The 21,917-nt window shown below is 62.2% G+C and carries 21 protein-coding genes; 4 read left to right on the top strand and 17 right to left on the bottom strand.

Features of this window, described 5'->3' with window-relative positions; all coding sequences use genetic code 11:
- The first annotated feature begins 395 nt into the window (after positions 1–395).
- Both ACFSM5_RS07720 and ACFSM5_RS07715 read left to right on the top strand, forming a co-directional pair.
- Positions 396–1,541 carry a trans-sulfuration enzyme family protein gene (locus ACFSM5_RS07720; RefSeq protein ID WP_379875741.1) on the top strand — a complete coding sequence of 382 codons (1,146 nt, stop codon included), beginning with the start codon at positions 396–398 and terminating at the stop codon, positions 1,539–1,541.
- Positions 1,542–1,544: 3 nt separating this feature from the next.
- Positions 1,545–2,072: an isochorismatase family protein gene (locus ACFSM5_RS07715; RefSeq protein ID WP_379875740.1), complete on the top strand. Its 528-nt coding sequence runs from the start codon at positions 1,545–1,547 to the stop codon at positions 2,070–2,072.
- A 55-nt stretch (positions 2,073–2,127) separates the two neighbouring features.
- On the opposite strand, the gene ACFSM5_RS07710 is transcribed toward ACFSM5_RS07715, so the two are convergent.
- From ACFSM5_RS07710 to ACFSM5_RS07700, 3 genes are read right to left on the bottom strand one after another with little or no spacing between them, the layout of a single operon-like run.
- A complete protein-coding gene (locus tag ACFSM5_RS07710) occupies positions 2,128–3,051 on the bottom strand; it encodes a nickel/cobalt transporter (RefSeq protein ID WP_379875739.1) in 924 nt (307 codons plus the stop codon).
- Positions 3,036–3,626, bottom strand: a complete 591-nt coding sequence (locus tag ACFSM5_RS07705; RefSeq protein WP_379875738.1) for a DUF1007 family protein — start codon at positions 3,624–3,626, stop codon at positions 3,036–3,038. Before ACFSM5_RS07705 ends, ACFSM5_RS07710 begins: the two co-directional genes overlap by 16 nt.
- A gap of 43 nt (positions 3,627–3,669) precedes the next feature.
- Positions 3,670–4,575, bottom strand: coding sequence for a metal ABC transporter solute-binding protein, Zn/Mn family (locus ACFSM5_RS07700; RefSeq protein WP_379875737.1), 906 nt, complete (start codon positions 4,573–4,575; stop codon positions 3,670–3,672).
- 130 nt (positions 4,576–4,705) lie between these two features.
- Between ACFSM5_RS07700 and ACFSM5_RS07695 the strand changes: the two genes are divergently transcribed.
- Positions 4,706–6,118, top strand: coding sequence for a methyl-accepting chemotaxis protein (locus tag ACFSM5_RS07695; protein WP_379875736.1), 1,413 nt, complete (start codon positions 4,706–4,708; stop codon positions 6,116–6,118).
- Positions 6,119–6,124: 6 nt separating this feature from the next.
- Here the strand turns inward: ACFSM5_RS07695 and ACFSM5_RS07690 are convergent, their stop codons facing one another.
- The 13 genes from ACFSM5_RS07690 to kynB all read right to left on the bottom strand — a co-directional run bounded on the left by ACFSM5_RS07690 (position 6,125) and on the right by kynB (position 20,189).
- Positions 6,125–7,024: a WcbI family polysaccharide biosynthesis putative acetyltransferase gene (locus ACFSM5_RS07690; protein WP_379875735.1), complete on the bottom strand. Its 900-nt coding sequence runs from the start codon at positions 7,022–7,024 to the stop codon at positions 6,125–6,127.
- Positions 7,025–7,128: 104 nt separating this feature from the next.
- Positions 7,129–8,799, bottom strand: a complete 1,671-nt coding sequence (locus ACFSM5_RS07685; RefSeq protein ID WP_379875734.1) for a methyl-accepting chemotaxis protein — start codon at positions 8,797–8,799, stop codon at positions 7,129–7,131.
- A 104-nt stretch (positions 8,800–8,903) separates the two neighbouring features.
- Complete coding sequence (locus ACFSM5_RS07680) at positions 8,904–9,611, bottom strand: SDR family NAD(P)-dependent oxidoreductase (protein WP_379875733.1); 708 nt, start codon at positions 9,609–9,611, stop codon at positions 8,904–8,906.
- Between the two features lie 14 nt (positions 9,612–9,625).
- Positions 9,626–11,080, bottom strand: a complete 1,455-nt coding sequence (gene purF, locus ACFSM5_RS07675; RefSeq protein ID WP_379875732.1) for an amidophosphoribosyltransferase — start codon at positions 11,078–11,080, stop codon at positions 9,626–9,628.
- 48 nt (positions 11,081–11,128) lie between these two features.
- Positions 11,129–11,797, bottom strand: coding sequence for a CvpA family protein (locus tag ACFSM5_RS07670; RefSeq protein WP_379875731.1), 669 nt, complete (start codon positions 11,795–11,797; stop codon positions 11,129–11,131).
- Positions 11,798–11,836: 39 nt separating this feature from the next.
- Positions 11,837–13,255, bottom strand: a complete 1,419-nt coding sequence (radA, locus tag ACFSM5_RS07665) for a DNA repair protein RadA (RefSeq protein ID WP_379875730.1) — start codon at positions 13,253–13,255, stop codon at positions 11,837–11,839.
- The gene (locus tag ACFSM5_RS07660; RefSeq protein WP_379875729.1) at positions 13,248–14,027 is read right to left on the bottom strand and encodes an ABC transporter ATP-binding protein; all 780 of its coding nucleotides are present in this window, start codon (positions 14,025–14,027) and stop codon (positions 13,248–13,250) included. The genes radA and ACFSM5_RS07660 overlap by 8 nt, the downstream gene beginning before the upstream one ends.
- Complete coding sequence (locus ACFSM5_RS07655) at positions 14,024–14,797, bottom strand: MlaE family ABC transporter permease (protein WP_417498517.1); 774 nt, start codon at positions 14,795–14,797, stop codon at positions 14,024–14,026. Before ACFSM5_RS07655 ends, ACFSM5_RS07660 begins: the two co-directional genes overlap by 4 nt.
- A gap of 2 nt (positions 14,798–14,799) precedes the next feature.
- Entirely contained in the window at positions 14,800–15,876 is a 1,077-nt protein-coding gene (gene alr / locus ACFSM5_RS07650) for an alanine racemase (RefSeq protein ID WP_379875727.1), read from the bottom strand.
- Positions 15,877–15,878: 2 nt separating this feature from the next.
- Complete coding sequence (locus tag ACFSM5_RS07645; protein ID WP_379875726.1) at positions 15,879–17,351, bottom strand: replicative DNA helicase; 1,473 nt, start codon at positions 17,349–17,351, stop codon at positions 15,879–15,881.
- Positions 17,352–17,379: 28 nt separating this feature from the next.
- Positions 17,380–18,309: a hypothetical protein gene (locus ACFSM5_RS07640; RefSeq protein ID WP_379875725.1), complete on the bottom strand. Its 930-nt coding sequence runs from the start codon at positions 18,307–18,309 to the stop codon at positions 17,380–17,382.
- Positions 18,306–19,535 carry a kynureninase gene (kynU, locus tag ACFSM5_RS07635; RefSeq protein WP_379875724.1) on the bottom strand — a complete coding sequence of 410 codons (1,230 nt, stop codon included), beginning with the start codon at positions 19,533–19,535 and terminating at the stop codon, positions 18,306–18,308. Before kynU ends, ACFSM5_RS07640 begins: the two co-directional genes overlap by 4 nt.
- Before the next feature lie 9 nt (positions 19,536–19,544).
- The gene (kynB, locus tag ACFSM5_RS07630; protein WP_379875723.1) at positions 19,545–20,189 is read right to left on the bottom strand and encodes an arylformamidase; all 645 of its coding nucleotides are present in this window, start codon (positions 20,187–20,189) and stop codon (positions 19,545–19,547) included.
- Positions 20,190–20,403: 214 nt separating this feature from the next.
- On the opposite strand from kynB, the gene ACFSM5_RS07625 reads away from it, so the two are divergent.
- Positions 20,404–21,165 (top strand): MBL fold metallo-hydrolase, encoded by a 762-nt coding sequence (locus ACFSM5_RS07625; RefSeq protein WP_379875722.1) that lies wholly within the window; start codon positions 20,404–20,406, stop codon positions 21,163–21,165.
- 48 nt (positions 21,166–21,213) lie between these two features.
- Here ACFSM5_RS07625 and ACFSM5_RS07620 read toward each other — a convergent pair whose 3' ends face one another.
- Positions 21,214–21,795, bottom strand: coding sequence for a UbiX family flavin prenyltransferase (locus ACFSM5_RS07620; protein WP_379875721.1), 582 nt, complete (start codon positions 21,793–21,795; stop codon positions 21,214–21,216).
- Positions 21,796–21,917 lie beyond the last annotated feature (122 nt).

Raw genomic sequence — 21,917 nt, 5'->3', positions numbered from 1 at the left:
ACAGCGGCGGACCCTTGACCTAAACAAAGATCAGGAAACAGAGACAGACACGCGCGCACCCTGACCCGTATGCGCGACAGTCGCACCGGCTGCTTAGGTCAGCTGTCTTCCCTTGGCACGGCAATGCGCGGTCGCCATAACGTTTCCCGGATGTCCCGGTAACGTTGCCAAGATGGGACAGTCGCACCCGCGACCGAACGCGGCGCCTCCTGCGACCTCTTTTACCCAACTAGGCAAAAATTACCGCACGATACGCCATCCCTAAGCTCAGTCTAACTGCGATTCGCTCTTCTCACAAGCGGGCTTATCTGCAAAGGCTTACGTCGCCCTTTGCGTGCCACATGGCAGCATTCTGGCCTAGTGTAGGCCCTTCCCAATCGACCGGAGCGAGTACCATGGATAGCCACAAGCCCTATGCGCCTGCAACCTTGGCGGCACAAGCTTTAGGGGCTGTCGATCCTATCACCAAGGCGATCATTCCGGCGATCCACCCCTCGACCACCTATGTCCGGGATGAAGATAACCAGTACCGCAACGGCCGTGTCTATGCTCGGCCGCATAATCCGACCTTTGAAACCGCCGAAGAACTGCTGACGGCCCTCGAGGGCGGGGTCGCGTCCTTGAGCTTTGCCTCCGGTATGGCGGCAGCGACGGCGGTGTTTCTCGCCTGCAAGCCCGGTGACCATATCCTGGTGCCGAAGGTCATGTATTGGTCGCTGCGCAACTGGCTGATGGGGGCCGCGACCGAATGGGGTCTGCGGGTCGAACTGGTGGATATGACCGACCTTGCGGCAGTTAAGGCCGCAATCCAGCCCGGGAAGACGGCGCTGATCTGGGTGGAGACCCCGGCCAATCCGCTCTGGACCATTAGCGACCTCGCGGGGCTGGCCGAGCTGGCCCATGGCGTAGGTGCGCGCCTGGCGGTCGACAGCACCTGCGCGACGCCGATCCTCTCGCGCCCGCTGTCGTTCGGCGCGGACATCGTGATGCATTCGGCGACCAAGTATCTCAACGGCCATTCCGACGTGTTGGCTGGGATGCTGACGACCGGCAAGCAGGATGACTTCTGGGCGCGTGTCGTCGCCGTTCGTGCCCAGGTCGGCGCCGTGCTCGGCACGTTCGAGGCTTGGCTCCTCCAGCGGGGGATGCGCACCTTGTCGATCCGTGTGCGTGAGGCGTGCCGGACGGCTCAGGCGGTTGCCGAGGCTTTTGCCGAAGACAGCCGCGTGCTGGAGGTCATGTATCCCGGTCTGCCGACCCACACGCAGCATAATCTGGCTGCCACACAAATGTCGGGTGGCTTTGGTGGGATGCTGTCGATCAGGCTTAAGGCCGGCGAAGGAGCAGCTATCAAAGCAGCGGCCCGGACGCAACTCTGGAAGCGGGCGACCTCGCTGGGCGGTGTCGAAAGCCTGATCGAACATCGCTCGTCCGTCGAAGGGCCGACGAGCCCGGTGCCGACCGATCTGCTGCGCCTGTCGGTGGGGATCGAAGATACCGGCGATCTGATCGCCGATTTGAAAGAGGCCATTGGAGGATAAGGGATGCTGTCACGCGCCGGAATGCTGCTGATCGTCGACCCCCAGGTGAAGCTGATGCCCGCCATCGACCGGGGGGAGGCGGTGAAGACCCGCATTCTGGCGCTGCTCGACGGCGCCCGTTTCCTCAATGTGAAGGTCCAGGCGACCGAACATTGCGCCGACCGTATCGGCAAGCTGGAGCCGGAGATCCGGGGGCGGCTGCTCCCCTCGGAAATCCTCGCGAAAACCCATTTCGCGGCGGGGCCGGAGAATGGCCTCAGTTTCGAGGAGCCGTCCTATATCGTCTGTGGGGCCGAGACCCATGTCTGTGTGCTGCAGACAGCTCTGGTCCTGCTGGAGGCGGGCAAGCGCGTCGCCATCGTGGCCGATGCCTGTGGCTCGCGCCATGAGGAGGACCGCCGGGTGGCGCTCGACCGCCTCTCGAAGAAGGGGGCGGATATCGTGACGACGGAAATGGTGCTGTTCGAATGGCTGCAGCATGCCAACGATCCGGCATTCCGCGCGGTGCTGAAGCTCATCAAGGGCCTCTGACTCATGAGTCAGATAGATCAATTGCAGGCGAATGATCTATTGAACTAATGAGTCGTCACACCAGCCGCAGGTCGACCAGCAGCAACAGACCGGCAAAGACCATGACCAGGATCGGACCTGCCAGGTCGAGCGCACGCATGGCCCGACTATTCTTCGGTCGACGGTCGATCCAGCCGGAGATCTGACTGCGTAGCAGGATCGCGAGCAGACCGATGACGGCCATGGTGCAGGCCATGCCCAGGGCAATGGCGCTGACGAGCAGCAGTCCCGCCAGCCAGAGGCCATTGGCGATACAGAACAGCAGCACGATCACGGCGCCGGTGCAGGGAACCCAACCTGCGACCAGAGCGGCGATATTGCCCTTGTCCCGGCCTTCGGGCGGGCGGCGGCGATGGTGGCGCTCGTCCCCGCAGTCGCAGCCGGAAATGCGGATTTCGACAGCCGGTCGCTTCAGCGCATCCCGCAGCATGAGGGCGCCCAGGAGCAGCAGAAGAACGGCGGCGATCATGCGGACCGCCGGGATATCCTCGACATTTGCGGCGGGCTGCTGGCCGTACCAGAACCAGAAACCGGCGGCCAGGATGATGGCGCCGCCCACATGGGTGATGGCAATGCGGGTTCCCATCCAGAGGCCGCGCCAGGGCCGCGCCTGCTGTCCCAGGAAATAGCCGACGACGACAGCTTTACCGTGCCCAGGCCCCAGGGCATGCAGTACGCCATAGAGGAAGGAGACGGCCAGTCCGGCCAGCAGCGCGCCGCTGGCAAGCCCCCGGGCGCGGATATCGATGAGAGCGCGCCGCAGTTCCAGACCCGCCTGCCGCTGGCCTTCGACGATGGAAGCGCTCAAGGCCGAGGAGGGTGCCTGCGGGGCAGAGGCTGCGGGGGCGGGCGCGCGGTTGTTGAAAGGGTCGGCGGCAAAGCCGGGGCGGATCGCAAACAGACTTAACGCCAGCACCAGCAGAACTAGAAATCGGGGCATGTCAGTTCCACGACCTCGGGCTTCACCATGCCGTCATAGATGAGATGCTGATCGTCCTCGATCACCCGCGCCAGACATTGCGCCGCGCCCTCGATGCCGATCTTGGCGTCCTTGGGGAAGCTGACGCTGATGAAGAAGGTTTCATCATAGGCACCAACCGTCAGGGCGGTGCCGGAAATCGCGATCGGCTTCTTCAATTTGGCCCGGAAATCATAGGTGACGGAGCCCTTTTCGATGCCTAGGCGGAAGTTGTCCACGCCGCCAAATTCGTGGCGTGTGCCCTTCACGTCATGCAGGAAGATGAACTCCGCGAACCGCTCCAACCCCGCTGTCGCCTCGGAGACGAACTTCTTGGTCTCGGTCGCATTGAACTTCTGATCGCGGTCGAGGTCGAAATCCTTGATCCAGCTATCGGAATAGACCTCGTCCCATTTCCAATGGACCTCCACGGCCTCAAGCTTGCCGTCCTTCACGAGCAGGCGCATGCCAGCGTCGATGAAGACATGGGGATGGGCGATGGCGGGGGTCGAGAAGCCCAGCATGGCGATGGTTACGATATATCTGAACAGATGCATGACGCGAGGGTAACCGCCCCCGCGTCATGCGCCAAGTGAAGCTTCAATTCTTTGCCATGCCTTCGGTCAGTTTGGCCGTGTTGTAGCGCATGAGGCTGATGAAATCCGGGGCGGGGCCACCGTCAGGCGACAGGGCATCGGAGAAAAGTGCGCTCCCCAGTTCGCCATTGGCTTCCTTGGCGATCTGCGACACCAGACGGGCGTCGGTGATGTTTTCGACGAAGACCGCGCGGATCTTCTCCTTGCGCATCTGGCGGATCAGGTTAGCGACATCCTTGGCCGACGCTTCGGCTTCCGTGCTCACCCCTTGTGGCGACAGAAACGTGATGCCATAGGCGCGGCCGAAATAGGCAAAGGCATCGTGGCTGGTGATCACTTTGCGCTTAGCCTTGGGCAGGGCGTCGATGCTGGCGCGGATATCCTGATCCAGGGCAGCGAGATCGGCACTATAGGCGGCACCGCGCTGCGCAAATGCGGCGGCATGTTCCGGCGCGGCGGCACTAAGGCCGGCCACGATGTTCTTCACATAGATCTGCGCGTTTTTGAGGTCGTGCCAGGCGTGGGGGTCTTCATTACCGTGATCATGGCCGTGGCCGTGGCCTTCTTCCTGGCCCTTGAGCGGCTTAATACCCTTGGTCGCTTGAATGAGCGGGCCCTTGGCGCCGCTGGATTTGATCAGGCGCGGCATCCAGCCTTCGAAGCCAAGACCGTTTACGAAGATCGCCTTGGCCTCGGCAACGGCTTTGGCATCGGCCGGGGTCGGCTGATAGACGTGGCCGTCGCCATCGGGCCCGACCAGTACCCGCACCTCCGCATCCGGCCCGGCGACCTTGCTCACCATATCGCCGAGGATCGAAAAGCTGGCGATCACCTTGACTGGTTCGGCGAAAGCCGGTGCGGCAATCAGAAGGCTTAAGGCGGACAATAGGGAGAGGCGAAGGCGGGACATCGTTGGCAGGCTCCATCAGTAAGGGCGATGAATTGATATGTTATTCTGTAACGTATGTCGAGCCTCAGTTTGGTGCTAAAATTCTGGTTAAATTGCGCTACTATTAGGCACCACTTTTTTTGGGGCCGTCATGATCCGCAGTCTGTCGCTGAACACGCAAATCCTGTTGGGGCCGAGCCTTGGTCTTTTGGGCATTCTTCTGCTGTCGCTCGGGGCATTGCTAGGGTGGGGCGGATGGGTCGTCGCAGTCGGGATCGTCATCGGCTTTGCGGGCTTGGGTGTCGCCTTTCTCCATGCGATACCGGCGGTCAGGAGCCAGGGCAGCGAGATCACCGTTCTGCGCGATGCGATGGGCGAGGCGGAGCGGGCGCTGACGGAACAGACGGGCGAGCTTGAAGAGGCGGAGACCTTGCGCCGTCAGACCTTGCAGACGATGGCGGACCGCATCGAACATGAAACCCAGGCGGCTGTCGGACGGGTGGCGGAACGGTCAAGCCGGATGGATGCCGACGCCAAGGTGATGGCGGTTTCCATCGGCAAGGTTTCAGGCAATGTGCAAAGCGTGTCGGCCGCAGCCTCTCAGGCCTTGAGCAATGCGGAAGCAGTCGCGGCAGCCACAGCTGAACTCGGCGGTTCGGTGCGCGAGATCGGCCAGCAGGTGGTCCATGCCACCGAGGCGACCCGCGAGGCTGTCGCCACTGGTCAGACGACCGAAACCGCAATCAACGATCTGTCGCAGGCCGTCAGCCGTATCGGCGAGATCGCGCTGCTGATCCAGAATATCGCCGCCCAGACTAATCTGCTGGCGCTGAACGCCACGATTGAAGCGGCGCGCGCCGGTGAAGCGGGTAAGGGCTTTGCGGTGGTGGCGGGCGAGGTGAAGAATCTGGCCAGCCAGACAGCCCATTCGACCGAGGAGATCAACCGTACGCTCAATGATGTGCGCTCGGTTTCGGCCCAGGTGATCGAACTGGTGCAGCGCACGGGTCAGCAGGTGCTGCGCATCGACGAGGTGGCGAGCGCCATCGCGGTTGCCATCGAAGAGCAGATGGCTGCGACCAACGAAATCTCCCGCAATGTGGCCGAGACGGCGTCGGCCGCGCGGCTGGTGGCAACCGAAATCGCCTCCGTATCGAGCGAGGCGAACCAGACCGGCGCCATCGCCAGCGATGTGCAGCAGGTTGCCCAGGCCGTTGCCGGGGATATCGCCGATCTGCGCGGCGCTATTGTGCGGGCGGTGCGCGACAGTTCCGAGATCGTCAATCGCCGGGAAACGCCGCGGTATCCTGCCGATCAGGTCTGCGACCTCAAGGTCGGCGGCAGCACCCAGAGCGCGCGCATCAGCAATGTCAGCCGGGGCGGGGCAATGTTGACGACCTCCGGCAAACTACCGGCGGGAACCCGTGCGACCTTGGTCTTGAGCGGCGGCGACAGTGTCGAATTCACCGTCACGGGTGTCAGCGACGGCCGTCTGCATATCGCCTTTGCAGCGGGCGGTCAGGCGTTGAAAAGCCTGCTGGCAGCCCGTGGGGTAGCGGCTTAGGCGCGCTTAATAGCCGAGATGTCCCCAGTTCTCGTCATAAGCGAGATAACGGGTCATATATTCTTTGAAGGTCCACCTCTCGTCGAACCATTCATATTTCATCTCTGGGCCGCCAAAACCCAGATCCAAGGTCTCGACAATCAGCGGATGGACGGGAAGCTGATACGGCTTCATGCCGCCCAAGAAGTCCGACTGTTCTTCAACGATGCGCAGGCCCATCGCGAGGTCACCCCCGAGCACCGGATGCGCTGTTTCATAGAGGCGACTGCCAAGAAGTGCCATCGGTTCGCGCGACGGGTGCCCCCAGGTCCAGAAGAGATGGAGCCCTCGCCAGCACATGCTGAAGAAATCGCTCATCCGGATATCGCTGGCCAGATCGCGTGATGCCATCTTGCTGAAATCAAAATCCAGGCGTTGCCAGATATCGGGCATCTGTTCACGCGAAAGGCGCATATAGGCATCATAGGCCGCGTCGCCTGTCAGCTTCTGCCGGATGACTTCAAGGCCGATCCTGTCGCCGAACGGAAAGCGCGCTAAGGGATAGTGCTCGGTCCGGCGTGCTCGTGGTTCGTAAACCTCGAACGGCCAAAAGGAATGCATCACCAGGGGTGGAAAAGTGATCTGCGGCGTGCCGCGGGGAATTCCCTGGCGTATCAATTCCCGTGCGGGCAGTTCCTTTGCCTCGTCATATTGCTCAAGATAGAGAGTGCAGCGGCGCAGAAAGCTCGGTTCGACCGGATCGATCTCTTCCCCCGGCATGGCATGGTTCAAACCGACCACATAACTGCGGCCGCTTTGGGGGCTGTCTGCCGACGCCAGCAGGTGCGCGAGGTAAAGCGTCTGGCAATTGCCATAGAGGATAACAACCTCGGCGTTCGGGTCGCGGCTACCAAAAACATGCTTCATGCCGAAGTCTCTTCCGTATCGCGATCCTTATGAGGATAGCGCGCATCACCCTGCTTTATGGAAGATGTTCCCATGAAACCGATCAAGTCGGGGCTGCAATATCTTCACGCCACCCGCAGATTCGCCAAGAACCTGTCGAGCGCCTGGGTCAGGCGTCCGGTATCTCCTGACAAGGCCTCGGAGGCGCCACGTACCGTCGCTGCTGCTTCGCCGGCCTCACCCGCCGATTGGCTCACGCCACCGACAGCGCCCGTCACTTCCTGCGTACCGCGCGCGGCCAGCGCCACGCCTTCGGCAATCTCCGCCGTGGCAGCGCCTTGCTGTTCGATGGCGCGATTGATTTCGCCCGATGTGGCATCAATGGAGCGGATCAGATCGCCCACACCCCGGATCGCGCCAACCACACCTTGGGTCGCGGCCTGCATTTCCTGAACTTGCGCCGTGATGTCGTCCGTCGCCTTGGCGGTCTGGGTGGCGAGCGTCTTCACTTCCGAGGCAACGACGGCAAAACCCTTACCCGCTTCACCCGCGCGTGCCGCCTCGATAGTGGCGTTGAGGGCCAGCAGGTTGGTCTGGCTGGCGATATCGGCAATCAGCCGAACCACATCGCCGATGCGAACGGCAGCCTGATCAAGGCCCTGGATTGCAGTGTCGGTGCGCCCCAAGGCCCCCACAGCCTCGCCAGCGGTGCGGGTGGAATGATCGACGCGGGTCGCGATTTCGCGGATGGAGGCCGAGAGCTCCTCGGCGGCAGCGGCCACGGATTCCACATTCCGCGCCGCCTGTTCGGCGGCATTACGGGCTTCGCCGCTTTGGCGGGAGGTGGTTTCGGCGGTCACCGACAGATCGTCGGCCTGGGCGCGCAACTTGCCCACGGCCCCTTCGACCGAGCGCAGAATACCGGCCACATCCGCCTCGAAGGTGCGGGCGAGGGCGGCCTGGGTCTCGCGGCGGTCTTCTTCGGTCTTCTCTGCCAGTTCCAGCCGTTCGCGGGCCAGCTTGCGGCGCTCCTCGGTACCAACCTTGAAAGCGCCCAGGGCCTTGACCAGCACGGCGATCTCGTCGCGGCCTTTGGCCTCGGGGACTTCGACACTCAGGTCGCCTTCGGCAAGGCGGCTGGTGGCTTCGGTTACCTTGCGCAGGGGCATGGTGACCGACCGGACAATGATCGTCACAGCAGCCACGACCGCGACCAGGATCCCGGCGATGGCGATGATGATCAGGGTGGTGAAGGCGCTGGCCGAAGCCTCGCGATTCTCTTTCTGCAGCGCGTCGGTGCGGGTGCGCAGATCGGCGGCGAGGTTCTGGGCGACCGATGTGGCCTCGGACACCGCAACTTCGGTATCACCCTTGGAGAAGTCGTAGGCCTCCATCTTCAGGTTGATCAGGGCCATCTCGACCGTTTTCGCGATCCCGCCGAAGAAGCGGTCCAGGGCGCTGCGGAATTTGTCGATGCTGGCCTGTTCAGCGGATGACGCACCTGCGGATAGATCATTCAGGCGCTGCTCGATGCGGGTGCGGGCTTCCTGAATGCGCTTCTGGCTGGCGGTCATGATGGCGGCTTCGGTTTCCTCCACCATGATCAGCACATCGCGCTGGATGCCGCCGGTCAGGCCGATAACTTCGGTGATTGCCAGCAGACGGCGGTCGAGGGCTGCTTGTTCGTCCGCCCGGATCGATGCCCCCTCCAGGGAACGCAACGAAAGAACAACCAGCAGGGCTGCCGTCAGGGCAACCAAGAGAATAGGCGCCAGCAACCGAGGCAACAAAGACATCCGAATTCCTCCCCCAAGGACAAAAGGGCGCTTAGCACGCCTCATCGTGGGGAGGAGTATTGCGGAGTCTTATATAAAACTAAATAGCTATTTTGAGCAAAAGTTCAGATAGTGAGCAATTGCCCGTGCTGTTTGACGTCAGGCAAGCAAAGCTCAACAAATCGGGGAGCAACCTGGTCTGGTGTCGCGATCTTGGAGGTGTCTTCGCCGGGAAATGCCAGCGACCGCAGAGCAGTCGCCACGGGACCAGGATCCAGCAGATTGATCTTCAGGCGTGTCTGCATCGTTTCCGCTGCCCACGAACGGATCAACGCCTCGACCCCAGCCTTGGAGGCGGCATAGGGACCCCAATAGGGGTGGGCGCCATTAGCCTCAGCCGGGGTAGTGACCACGACGCGGCCAGCCTCTGCAACGCGCAGCAGCGGATCGACGGCACGGATCAGGCGCCAGGTGGCGGTCAGATTCGTGGCGATCATCTGATCGAAGGTCTTGGGCTGGATATGCGACACCGGGGTCAGCGCGCCCAGCATCCCGGCATTGGCGACCAGAATATCGAGTTTGCCCCAGCGTTCTGCGATGGCATAGGCCATCTGGTCGATCTTGTCGCCTTCGCGCAGGTCCATCGGCAGCAGGGTCGCGGTACCGCCCGCAGCACGGATGGCATCGTCGACCTGCTCCAGACCCTTCTGGCTGCGGGCAACCAGAATCATGTGAGCGCCCTCGGCTGCAAGAGCCTTGGCAACGGCTGCGCCGATACCCTTGGAGGCGCCGGTCACCAGGGCCAGACGCCCCCCTAAACGTGCTTCAGTCATGGAAAATCTTCTTCTTAAGCCGATTCCGCCAGACGCGAAACCGTCGCGCCGCTGCCGTTGTCATGGTCGGTCAGCGAGATCGGGTAGTCGCCGGTGAAGCAGGCATCGCAATAACCCTGATCGTCGGAGGTATTGCGGCTACGCTTGCCCATCGCGCGATAGAGGCCGTCGATGGATACGAAGGCAAGGCTGTCGGAGCCGATGAAATCATTCATCTCCTCGATATCCATCTGCGCCGCCAGCAGCTTGTTCCGCTCCGGCGTATTGACGCCATAGAAGCAGGAGTGAGTGGTCGGCGGAGAGGCGATGCGCATATGCACTTCACGTGCGCCAGCCGCCCGCATCATGGCGACGATCTTGACCGAAGTGGTGCCGCGAACGATGGAATCGTCGACCAGAATGACGCGCTTGCCCGCGATATTCGCGCGGTTGGCGTTATGCTTCAGGCGGACGCCCAGATGGCGGATCTGATCGGTCGGCTCGATGAAGGTGCGGCCGACATAGTGATTGCGGATGATGCCCAGCTCGAACGGGATACCGGCTTCATTGGCATAGCCGAGTGCTGCCGGGACACCGCTGTCTGGAACCGGAATGACGATATCGGCATCTACGTGGCTCTCGCGGGCCAGTTCGGCGCCGATATGCTTGCGGGCCTCATAGACGCTGGTGCCTTCGACGACGCTGTCGGGGCGGGCGAAATAGATATGCTCGAAGATGCAGAAGCGGCGCTGGGCGCGCGGGAAGGGGTGCCGGGAATGCAGCCCGTCCTTGTCGATGATGACCAGCTCGCCCGGCTCGATATCGCGCACAAAATCGGCACCGATGATGTCCAGCGCGCAGGTTTCCGACGCCAGGATATAGACGTCGCCCAGCTTGCCGAGGCACAGGGGGCGCACGCCATTGGGGTCGCGGACGCCGATGATGGCGTCATCCAGCATCGCGACACAGGAATAGGCACCTTCGACCTGACGCAGCGCATCGATCATGCGGTCGACGACGGTATTGTTCAGTGAGGTCGCGATCAGATGCACCACCACTTCGGTATCGGTGGTCGACTGGAAGATCGAGCCGCGCTCGACAAGGCGGCGGCGGAGCTTCTGGTTGTTGGTCAGGTTGCCGTTATGGGCAAGCGCGAAACCACCGACCGACAGTTCGGCGAACAGCGGCTGCACATTGCGTAATACGACGTCGCCGGTGGTGGCGTAGCGGGTGTGGCCGATGGCGGCATGGCCCTTGAGGCGCCCGATCACTTCCTGGGAGGAGAAATTGTCGCCGACGTGACCCAGAGCGCGCTGGACATTGAAGGTCTTGCCGTCGAAAGCCGCGATGCCCGCCGCTTCCTGCCCGCGATGCTGAAGCGCATGCAGCCCGAGCGCCGTCAGCGCTGCTGCTTCCGCATGGCCATAGATCGCGAAGACGCCGCACTCCTCGTGAAGAGTGTCGTCATCGAACGGGTTGGTCGTCAGCATACTCGGGTCACTCCTTCCGTCGCGGCGGGCCGGTCGCCGGGAAGTCCTTTATTTGGCTTGGATCAGTTGATCCAGCTTATTGCGGTCCTGTTGATTATAGCCGCTCGGATCGTTCGGTGCCGGTTTGGGCGCCGGTTGATTGAGCGCGTCGAAAGCACGTTTTGCGTCCTGTACCTGTTCCACCTTGCGTTTCGCTTCCTCGGCCTGTGCAGCGCTGCGGGCCTGCTGATCCTTGGGCACGAAGACCGAGATCATGTCGGCCCCCTGCTGGATCAGCGGGAAAGTGCGCGCCTGGGCCAGCCAGATCGGCGGTTCTGCCGGTTTCACGAAACCGATCAAAGTCGCGAGGAAGAAGGCGAGCGACACCAGCACCGCCCCGCGGAAAAGTCCAAACACGAACCCCAGCGAGCGATCCAGAGCCGACAGGTGGCTAGACTTCACCTGACTTGCAAGGGCGGAGGCGAGAATGGACAGCAATACTAACGCAATCAGGAAGATCGAGACCCAGGCAACCGGGTTCGCGACCACATCCATCCCGATGAGCTCGAGGGCCAGCGGCTGCACAAACGGATAAAGCCAGACAGCGGCAAAGGCGGCGCCGACCCAGGCAGCGATGCCCAGCGCTTCACGCACAAAGCCTCTTAGGAACGCAAGTACGCCGGACACCAAAATGATGATGATGACCGCCATATCCGCCATAGTCAGTCCGCCATTCATGCTTAGCTCGTTCGCGACCCTAAAGGAGTGGATGGAGGATCAGGGGATCTTTCGTTGCCATGTGCCTGTATCCGACGGGGAAAGCAAGGCTACAAGTTCGACCAGACGGTCAATCTCTTGGATTGACGGCCCATCGGCCCCTTTGCCCTTCGATCCACCAGCGGATTTACGCGCCGGGATGAAAGCCTTTTCGAAGCCCAGACGCAAGGCTTCCTTCAAGCGTGCGTCAGTCTGACTGACCTGTCGAACCTCGCCCGCCAGGCCGATTTCACCGAACACGACGCTGTCCGACGGAACCGGCACCTGGGTATAGGCCGACACCAACGCGGCGGCGACTGCGAGATCTGCCGCGGGCTCCGTAATACGCAACCCACCTGCGACATTCAGGTATACGTCCTGAGCCCCGATGGTGAGGCCGCAGCGCGCCTCCAGCACAGCGATGACCATGGCGAGGCGCGAACTGTCCCAGCCGACGACCGCACGGCGCGGACTACCCGCTGGGCAGGGGGCGACCAAGGCCTGGATCTCCACAAGCACCGGGCGCGTCCCCTCCATGCCTGCAAAGACGGCGGCGCCCGAGACATCGTCGCGCCGCTCGGCCAGGAAGATGGCGGACGGGTTGGGAACTTCGCTAAGGCCGCCATCGGTCATCTCGAAGACGCCGATCTCGTCCGTTGGGCCGAAGCGATTCTTGACGGCGCGCAGGATACGGAACTGATGGCCGCGCTCGCCTTCGAAATAGAGGACGGTATCGACCATATGCTCAAGCACACGCGGCCCGGCAATGGTGCCTTCCTTGGTCACATGGCCGACGATCAGCAGCGCAAAGCCGATGCGCTTGGCGGCCCGGATCAGTTCCTGAGCGCAGGCGCGGACCTGGGCCACGGTGCCGGGTGCGCTGTCGAGGGCGTCGAGATACATGGTCTGGATCGAATCGATCACGACCACATCCGGGCCCTTACCGTTCTCCAGCGCACTCAGAATGTCGCGGACGTTGGTGGCCGAGGCGAGCGAGACAGGCGCGCTGGCGATACCCAGGCGGGAGGCCCGCAGCCGCACCTGCTCCACAGCCTCTTCGCCAGAGATATAGGCGCAGGTGGTTCCCGTGGCGGCGAGGCGGGCGGTCACCTGGATCAGCAGGGTGGATTTGCCGATGCCTGGATCGCCGCCGATGAGGATGGCTGAGCCGGGGACGATACCGCCGCCCGTGACACGGTCGAACTCACCGATATTCGACACCCGGCGCGGCGCGGTTTCCGACACGCCGCCGAGGTCGACAAAATCCAGCTTGCCGCCGCCCCGCGTCGGGCCGCCCTTGCCGCTGGACTTACCGCCCAGCGGCGGACCGGCGGTTTCTTCTACAAGCGTATTCCATTCTCCGCAGGCGTCGCACTTGCCCTGCCATTTGGAGTGCACGCCTCCGCAAGCTTGGCAGACGAAGATGGAGCCTTTAGCCACGTACTTGCATCTGGATCGGGCCTTTGGAGCGGCCGTTGATGAACTGACTTAGGTAGGGATTGCCCTCATTATCCATATCGCCGACCGGACCCTTCCAGATCAGCTTACCCTGATAGAGCATGGCCACATGGTCGGCGATGCGGCGGACCGAATGCATGTCGTGGGTAATGGTCACGGCCGTCGCGCCCAGATCCTGCACGCACTTGCGGATCAGACCGTTGATCACGTCGGACATGATAGGGTCGAGGCCGGTGGTGGGCTCGTCGAAGAACAAGATCTCCGGTTCGCGGGCGATAGCGCGGGCAAGGCCGACGCGCTTCTGCATACCGCCCGAAAGCTCGGCCGGGAAAAGATCGGCGACATCAGCGGAAAGGCCGACGGCGGCAAGCTTCTCGATAGCAATCTCGCGCGCCTTGGCTGGGGCCATCTTTTCGGCCTGGATCAGGGCAAAGGCCACATTCTGCCAGACCTTGAGGCTGTCGAAGAGGGCGCCACCCTGGAACAGCATGCCGACCTTGGCCATCACCGTCTCACGCGCCTTGCCGCGGGCACGGGTCGTGTCGGCGCCATCAATGGCGATAGTGCCGCGATCCGGCTCCATCAGCCCCAGAATGCATTTGAGCATCACCGACTTGCCGGTGCCCGACCCGCCGATGATGACGGTGGACTGGCCCGCTGGGATGTCTAGGTCGATACCATCCAGTACCACCTTGGGGCCGAAACGCTTGGTGACGCCCTTGAGGGAGATCTTGTTGACGGGAGCTTCACTCATGACGCGAAGAAGGCCTCCGTCAGCAGATAGTCGAACACAAGGATGAGGATCGAGGAGGTGACGACCGCATTGGTCGTCGCCCGGCCGACGCCCTGGGCGCCGCGATCCGAATTATAGCCCATGTAGCAGCCCAGCAGCGCGATCAGGAACCCGAAGACCGCCGCCTTCACCAGACCCGAGATCACGTCCGACGCCTGGATGAAGGAGATCGTGTTCTGCAGGTAGGAGAAGGAATTAAAATCCAGCTTGCCGTTGGCGATGATCCAGCCGCCCATCACACCAATGACGTCGGCCACCAGCACCAGCAGCGGCATCGTCACGACCGCCGCGATGACGCGAGGGGCGACCAGATATTGCATCGGATTGGTCGAGAGGGTGGTTAGGGCGTCGATCTGCTCGGTTACCCTCATGGTGCCAAGCTCGGCTGCCATCGCGGCACCGATACGTCCGGCAACCATCAGGCCAGCCAGCACCGGGCCAAGCTCGCGGGTCATCGACAGGACGACCAGATTAGCGATGGCGCCTTCGGCATTGAAGCGGGCAAAGCCGGTGTAGGACTGCAGCGCCAGCACCATGCCGGTAAAGAGTGCGGTCAAGCCGACGACGGGCAGCGAGAAATAGCCAATCTCGATCATCTGCCGGCCGATCTGGCGCCAGTGATAGGGGGGACGGACGCAGGCGAGCAATGCCTCTGCCGCGAAGATGGCAAGGCGGCCGGTGGCGGCCAGGAAAGCCAGGACGGTAGCGCCGAGCGGCGTGACCAAGGGGATCATCAACGCGCTCCGATATAGACGCGGTCGGCGCGGCGGCCGAGGTCGGTCAGAATTTCATAGCCGATGGTTCCGGCATCATTGGCGACATCGTCGACGCTGCGCGACGGGCCGAAGAGTTCGACCATCGCGCCGGGATGTACCAGCGCCTCGGGCAGGTCGGTTGCGTCGAGTGTCAGAAGATCCATCGATACCCGGCCAAGAATGGGCAGCGCATGCCCGGAAAGGTAAGCTGCGCCCTTGCCGCTGCCGCTGCGGATATAACCATCGGCATAGCCGTAGGCTACGGTCGCAACGCGGGTCGGACGATCCGCTTTGTGCGCCGCACCGTAACCGACGCTCATACCGGGGTCAACGCGGCGGACCTGGAGAATGCTGGTTTCAAGCGTCACAGTGCTTTTCAGAGGATTGGGCTTTCCCGGCACCGGATTGACGCCATAGAGCGCAACGCCGGGCCGCAGCAGGTCGCCGTGATAGTCGGTTCCCAAGAAGATACCAGACGAATTGGCAAGGCTGGTCGGGACATCCGGCAGCAGCTTGGCGATATCAAAGAAGGCATCGCGCTGGATCTGGTTCAACGGATGGCCGGGCTCGTCCGCGCAGGCAAAGTGGCTCATCAGCAGGCGCCAGGGATAGGCCTGGACGGAGGGCTCTGTAAAGAGCGTGCGGGCTTCGTCGACACGCAGGCCCAGACGGTTCATGCCGGTATCCACATGGATTGCGGCGGCGGCGCCCTGGGCTTCTTTCATCCAGAGGGCGACCTGCCCTGGATCGTTCAGGACAGGGATAAGGCGGCTGGCACGATAGGGGCCGACCTCGCCGGGCAGCAGGCCGTTCAGCACGAAGATCTCGGCCTGGGGCAGGGCGGTCCGCAGGGCGATGCCTTCGGGCAGATGGGCGACAAAGAACTGGCGGCATCCGGCAGCATAAAGCGCTGGGCCGACTTTATCGGCCCCCAGGCCATAGCCATCGGCCTTCACCACCCCGGCGCATTGCCCATGGGTGGCTTGGGATTTCAGGAACTGCCAGTTCGAGACGACGGCGCCGAGATCGATGGTCAGACGGGCAGGGGCGGGCAAGCTTAGTAAGACTCCGGCATATGATCTTCTTCGGCGAGATCCGAGAAGCGGGTAGTCGCGCCATCGAAATAGAGGGTGACCTTACCGATAGGCCCATGACGTTGCTTCGCGATGATGATCTCGGCCTTGTTATGGACCTTTTCCATCTCGGCCTGCCAGGTCTCATGCTCCGGCGTGCCTTCACCGGGTTCGCGGCGGGCGAGGTAATATTCGTCGCGATAGATGAACATCACGACGTCGGCGTCCTGCTCGATCGAGCCTGATTCGCGAAGATCGGAAAGCTGGGGCCGCTTGTCTTCGCGCGATTCCACCTGACGGGAGAGCTGGGACAGTGCAATGACCGGGATGCCCAGTTCCTTTGCCAGCGCCTTCAGGCCGCGGGTGATTTCCGAGACTTCCTGCACGCGGTTTTCGTTGCGCAGGGACGTCGAGCCGCGCAGAAGCTGCAAGTAGTCGACGATGATCAGATGCAGGCCCTGCTGGCGCTGGAGACGGCGGGCACGGGTGCGCACCGCGCCGATGCTCAAGGCCGGGGTATCGTCGATGAAATAGTTCAGCCCTTCGAGATCCTGGCTGGCGCGGACCAGCTTCTCGAAGTCGTTATTGTCCAGCTCGCCGCGCTGCAGCCGGTGCGAGGCGATCTGCGAGGCGTCGGCGAGAATACGGTTCGCCAGCTGTTCGGCCGACATTTCGAGGCTGAAAAACGCGACCGAATGGCGCCCTGGCTTGTCGGGGTCGATCAGCGCGCGGGCGGCATTATAGGCGACGTTGGTCGAAAAGGCGGTTTTGCCCATCGACGGACGGGCCGCCAGGATGATCAGATCTGAATTATGCATGCCGCCCAGCAGCTTATCGAGATCGCGATAGCCGGTGGGAACGCCTGCCAGCTGACCGTCGCGACGGAAAGCCGCCTCGGTCATATGGATCGCCTTGGTGATCGCCTGCTTCAGCGGCTGGAAACCGCCTTCTGTATCGCCGAGCGTCGCGAGGTTGAAGAGGTTCTTTTCCGCCTCTTCGATATGATCCTTGGCCTGGGTATCGACCGAATGCTCGAAGGCGGCATTGGTCATTTCCTCGCCGATTTCGATCAGCTTGCGGCGCAGGTAAAGCTCGTGGATCACCCGGCCGTAATCGGCTGAGCTGATGATGGTGCCGACGCTATCGGCCAGCTTCACCAGATAGGCGAAACCGCCGACGGTGGCGAGGTCCTCATTGGTCTCGAAATACTGCTTGAGCGTGATCGGGTCGGCGATCTGGCCGCGCTCCACGATCTTCTCGATAGCTTCATAGATCTTGCCGTGTACCCGGCTGGCGAAATGATCCGCCTTCAGGAATTCGGAGACCCGTTCCAGCGCCTTGTTGTTGTGGAGGATGGCGCCAAGCAGCGCCATCTCCGCCTCATCATTATGGGGCGGAAGACGTTTCAGCGGGCCGACGACACTGGGGTCGGAGCCAAGATCGGGGATCGGTTCCATGGGCGCACTCTAACGACTAGGTTCGCGATTAGCCAGCGGCGACCAGTCTCAAAGTGCGCTCGTCCCAGCGCCATTCCGGAACGGGGGAAAGCTGCACCCCGCCCACCCAGCGCTCGCGGCCCAGGAAGCGGGTGGCGTCGGCTTGGCCCATCACGACGGCCCCGCCCACGGGGGAGAGCTTGTAAGTTCCTCCGCGCTTCTCAAGCAGGCTGAGGGGACCCTGTGCCAGATCGTCGAGGATGGGGAAGAACATCGTGTCGCCCAGCCAGAGTGCCGGTTCCGCCCGCCCGACCGACTTGAAGATCTCGCTGGCTGTCGTGGCGCCGTCGGCTATCGCCTGCAAGGCCAGCCGTTCGGTCATCGACAACCCGTCCGTCACCCCCGGCAGATTGGCGAGATGACGGCGCAGCGCGCCCTGGAGATTGGGTAGTACCTGCTGCTCGCTGTTCGCGATCTCGGCCAAGGCACGCGGGGAGGGATCACGCCAGGCATCCCAGACCAGGTGACCCAGGCGAAGCTGCTGATCCGTCACCGGCTGGGCTTTGACGTAAAGATTGGCCAGCGTTCCCGGCTCCAGGCTCCCGAGGTAATCGGGATGATCGATCAGATGCAGGCCGGGGTGCGGGCGTTCGGCGAAATGGGCGAGCAGACGGGCGAGGATCGACTGATCGAACAGGTCATGTTCGGACCAGATGACGACCTTGTCGTAAAGCCGTGCCTCGAACAGCCCCTGATCCTGCTGCATGAGGTCGCCCATGACGGCAGCCAGCACATCGCCATAACGGGCGGAGATCCATTTGGCGCGGAAGCTGTACCAATCGTCGTTCGGCACCTCGAGCGGTGTCGGCCCATCGCAGAGCGGATCGCACCATTTGAGGTAATCGCCGACAATCCCGGCATCGGGCAGTTTGGCGCGCAGATCGTCGCCGCAGCGGATATGAAGGATGCGTTCGGTCATGTCACGGAACCCCTGGCCGCGAACCGCGATTCTTTCCACTCGCCGCTATCCATGATGGCTTTCAGATGGGCGACGGCATCCCAGAGATCGGCAAAGCCGACATAGAGCGGTGCGAAGCCGAACCGGAGAATGTCCGGCGCGCGGAAATCGGGAATGACCTTGCGGGCAATCAGCGCCTGGACGATGGCATAGCCCTGGGCATGGGTCAGGCAGACCTGGCTGCCGCGCCGGGCCGGATCGGCCGGTGTGACATTGCCGAAGACGCCGGGGCACTCCTGCTCAACCAGCCTCATGAACACCTCGGTCAGAGCGGTCGATTTGGCGGCGAGGGCAGAGAGATCGGCCTCCAGCATCAGATCGATGCCGACCTCCAGCGCCCGCATGCTCAAGATGGCTGGCGTTCCGGCCAGGGCGCGGCGCATGCCATCCGCCGGGCGATAATCGAGATCGAACAGGAAGGGCGCGGCATGGCCCATCCAGCCCGACAGGATCGGCATGGCCTGATGTTGATGGCGCTTGGCGATATAGAGGAAGGCCGGGGCTCCGGGGCCGCCGTTGAGATATTTATAACCGCAACCGACGGCGAAATCGGCGCCGGCGGCATCCAGATGCACCGGAAAGGCGCCTGCCGAATGGGCAAGATCCCAGATGGCAAGCGCGCCGACCTCGTGGATCTTCTGGGTCAGGGCGGCCATGTCGTGTTTACGGCCGGAGCGGTAGTTCACCTCGGTCAGGAAGACGGCGGCGACATTCTCGTTCAGGGATTGAGCGACCTCGGTCTCGTCGACCACCAGCAGATCGACCCCACCCAGAAAGGTCGTGAGGCCCTGGGCCATATAGAGATCTGTCGGGAAGTTGCCGCTGTCCGAGATAATGACCTTGCGGCCTGGCCGCAGGGCAATGGCGGCGGCCAGCACCTTGAAGAGATTGATGGAGGTCGAGTCGGCAATCGCGACCTGACCCTCGGCAGCGCCGATCAGCCGCCCCAGCTTGTTGCCCAGGGTCAGCGGCAGCTCGTACCAGCCGTTTTTGTTCCAGGAGGTGATGAGATCCTGCCCCCATTCGCGGGCGACGACATCAGCAAGGCGAGCGGCCGTGTCCTTGGGCAGGGCGCCCAAGGAGTTGCCGTCGAGATAGACCATCCCGTCGGGCAGATCGAACCGGTCGCGAAAACTGCGCAAGGGGTCTGCGGCGTCACGGTTCAGCAAGGCTTCACGGGTCAGCATCGATTTCTCTCACACAGTGTCTTGGGAGAGCGAGCGCAGGACCGCGCGCACGGGGGCCGCGTCGATCCCTTGCAGCTTCAAAGGCAGGGCGATCAACTCGTAGTCCCCGGCAGGAACATTGTCGAGCACCAACCCTTCCAGAATGGCAAGCCCATGTTCGCGGATCGCGTTGTGGGAATCGAGCGTCTTGGAGGTTTCGGGATCGAGCGACGGGCTGTCGAGGCCGATCAGCATCATGTTGCGGGCAGCCATCAGATGGATGACGTCCGGATGGACAGCGCAGAAGTTCGGATCCCACTCATCGAGCGGCGCCTTGGCATAGGTTCTGAACAGCAGCCGGGGAGGACAGTCCGGATCGGCAAGAGCATCGGCGACATGGATGGGCAGGATCAGCGGCCGCACGCCCGAGACGTCGATCACACGGGCTGGACCGAGATAAGGAGGGAGCGGCAAGCCCTCGGCACCTGCTCCCTTGGTGTCATAATGCAAGGGCGCGTCGGCATGGGCGCCGGTGTGGCTGGATAGGGTCAGGCGGGAAACATTGACCGGGCAACCCGGCCCGATACTCCAGCTTCTTTCCGCCTGATAGGGCGTGTCGCCGGGCCAAACCGGCATGCCCGGCTTAAGCGGAGGTGTAATATCCCACAGTCGCATTGTTTTTATTCATGCCTATTTTATAGGATGGGCGCTCGCCACATTGCCAAGCTAATAGCTAAAATCTTACAAACATGGCGTGGTTGTGGCTTTCGAAAGTGCCTGTACCGATGTTATGTAGAAATAACAGCATGTTTGAGTGCGGGAACGTATGACAGTCAAGGTCACTCTTTGGGGGGTTCGAGGGAGCTTTCCATGCGCTACGCCCAACCACATGATCTACGGCGGCAACACGAGCTGCGTGTCGGTCGAAGTGGGCGATGCTATGGTGATTCTGGACGCCGGTACCGGGCTCTGGCAGCTCGGTAAATATATCCTCAAGAAGGGGATAGATCAGGCGACGCTTCTGCTGTCCCACTCCCACACCGACCATATCATCGGGTTTCCGTTTTTTGCCCCGGCCTGGGTCGGGCGTTTTCATCTCGATATTCTCGCGGGTCATCTGACCGACAATGGCGGGGTCGAGGCGATCTTCCAGCAGGCGATGCATGATCCGGTCTTTCCGGTGAAGCTCTCGGCCATGCCGTCGCGCATCCGCTTCCAGGATTTTGTCGCGGGTGAAAGCCTGATCCTGCCGGGTGCTATTTTCGCCAAGACCGGCACGCTCAATCACCCCAATGGCTGCACGGGCTATCGCCTGGAGGTCAAGGACAAGGTGATCTGCTACATCACCGATACCGAGCATGTGGTGGGCGAGCGCGACCCCCACGTGATGGCGCTGGTCAAAGACGCCGACCTTATGATCTACGACAGCACCTACAGCGACGAGCAATATGCCAACGGCAAGGTGGGTTGGGGCCATTCGACCTGGCAGGAAGCTCTGCGCATCGCTGAAGCAGCGAACGTCAAGCAGACCGTGATCTATCACCATGACCCGGACCATACCGACGATGTCATGGCGGCGGTCGAAGAGCAGGTCAAGGCCTGCAGCAATTCGGCCATCGTTGCCCGCGAAGGCATGGTTTTCGAGTTCTAAGAGGCTCGCGATATCATAAAAAAAGGCCCGTCCTGCGACGGGCCTTTTTTATTCGCCTTTGCGCGGGCCATCGCCCCAGCGTTTCGCGATCCCAAGATCGATATCGAAGAGATCGAGCGCACGGGACAGCGTATGGTCGACGATTTCTTCGATGGTCTGGGGCCTCGTATAGAAGGCCGGAACCGGCGGCAGGCAGATAGCCCCCATCTCCGTCACGGCCGCCATATTGCGGATATGGCCCAGATGCAGCGGCGTCTCGCGCGGCAGCAGCACCAGACGGCGGCGCTCCTTCAGCACCACATCGGCTGCGCGGGTAAGCAGGCCCGAGGTGACGCCATTCGCGATTTCGGCAAGGCTTTTCATCGAGCATGGGGCGACGATCATGCCGCGGGTACGGAAACTGCCTGAAGCAATGCTCGCCCCGATATCGGCAGGGGAGTGGACCTTGGTCGCCAGCGCCTTGACCTCGCTCGAGGCAATGTCGGTCTCGTAGGCGAGGGTCATCTCTGCCGATTTGGTCAGCACGAGATGGGTGTCGATCCCGGCCTCTTTCAGGTGGCGCAGCAGGCGCACGCCATAGATGGCGCCTGAGGCGCCGGAAATGCCGATGATGAGGGGGAGTGAATTCATGGTGCGCAGACCTTGGCGGTCGGAGCTTCTTTTGACAAGAAGATAGCGCCTAGCTGACCTCTGAGCTGCGCTGGCTCTTGGTCAGAAAATGGATATAGTCGCTGATCTGGCAATTTCAGGTA

It is taken from the genome of Lacibacterium aquatile (assembly GCF_042683105.1).
In the GTDB taxonomy this organism is placed as follows: domain Bacteria; phylum Pseudomonadota; class Alphaproteobacteria; order Elsterales; family Elsteraceae; genus Lacibacterium; species Lacibacterium aquatile.
This window is presented reverse-complemented; position numbering and strand designations above follow the sequence as displayed.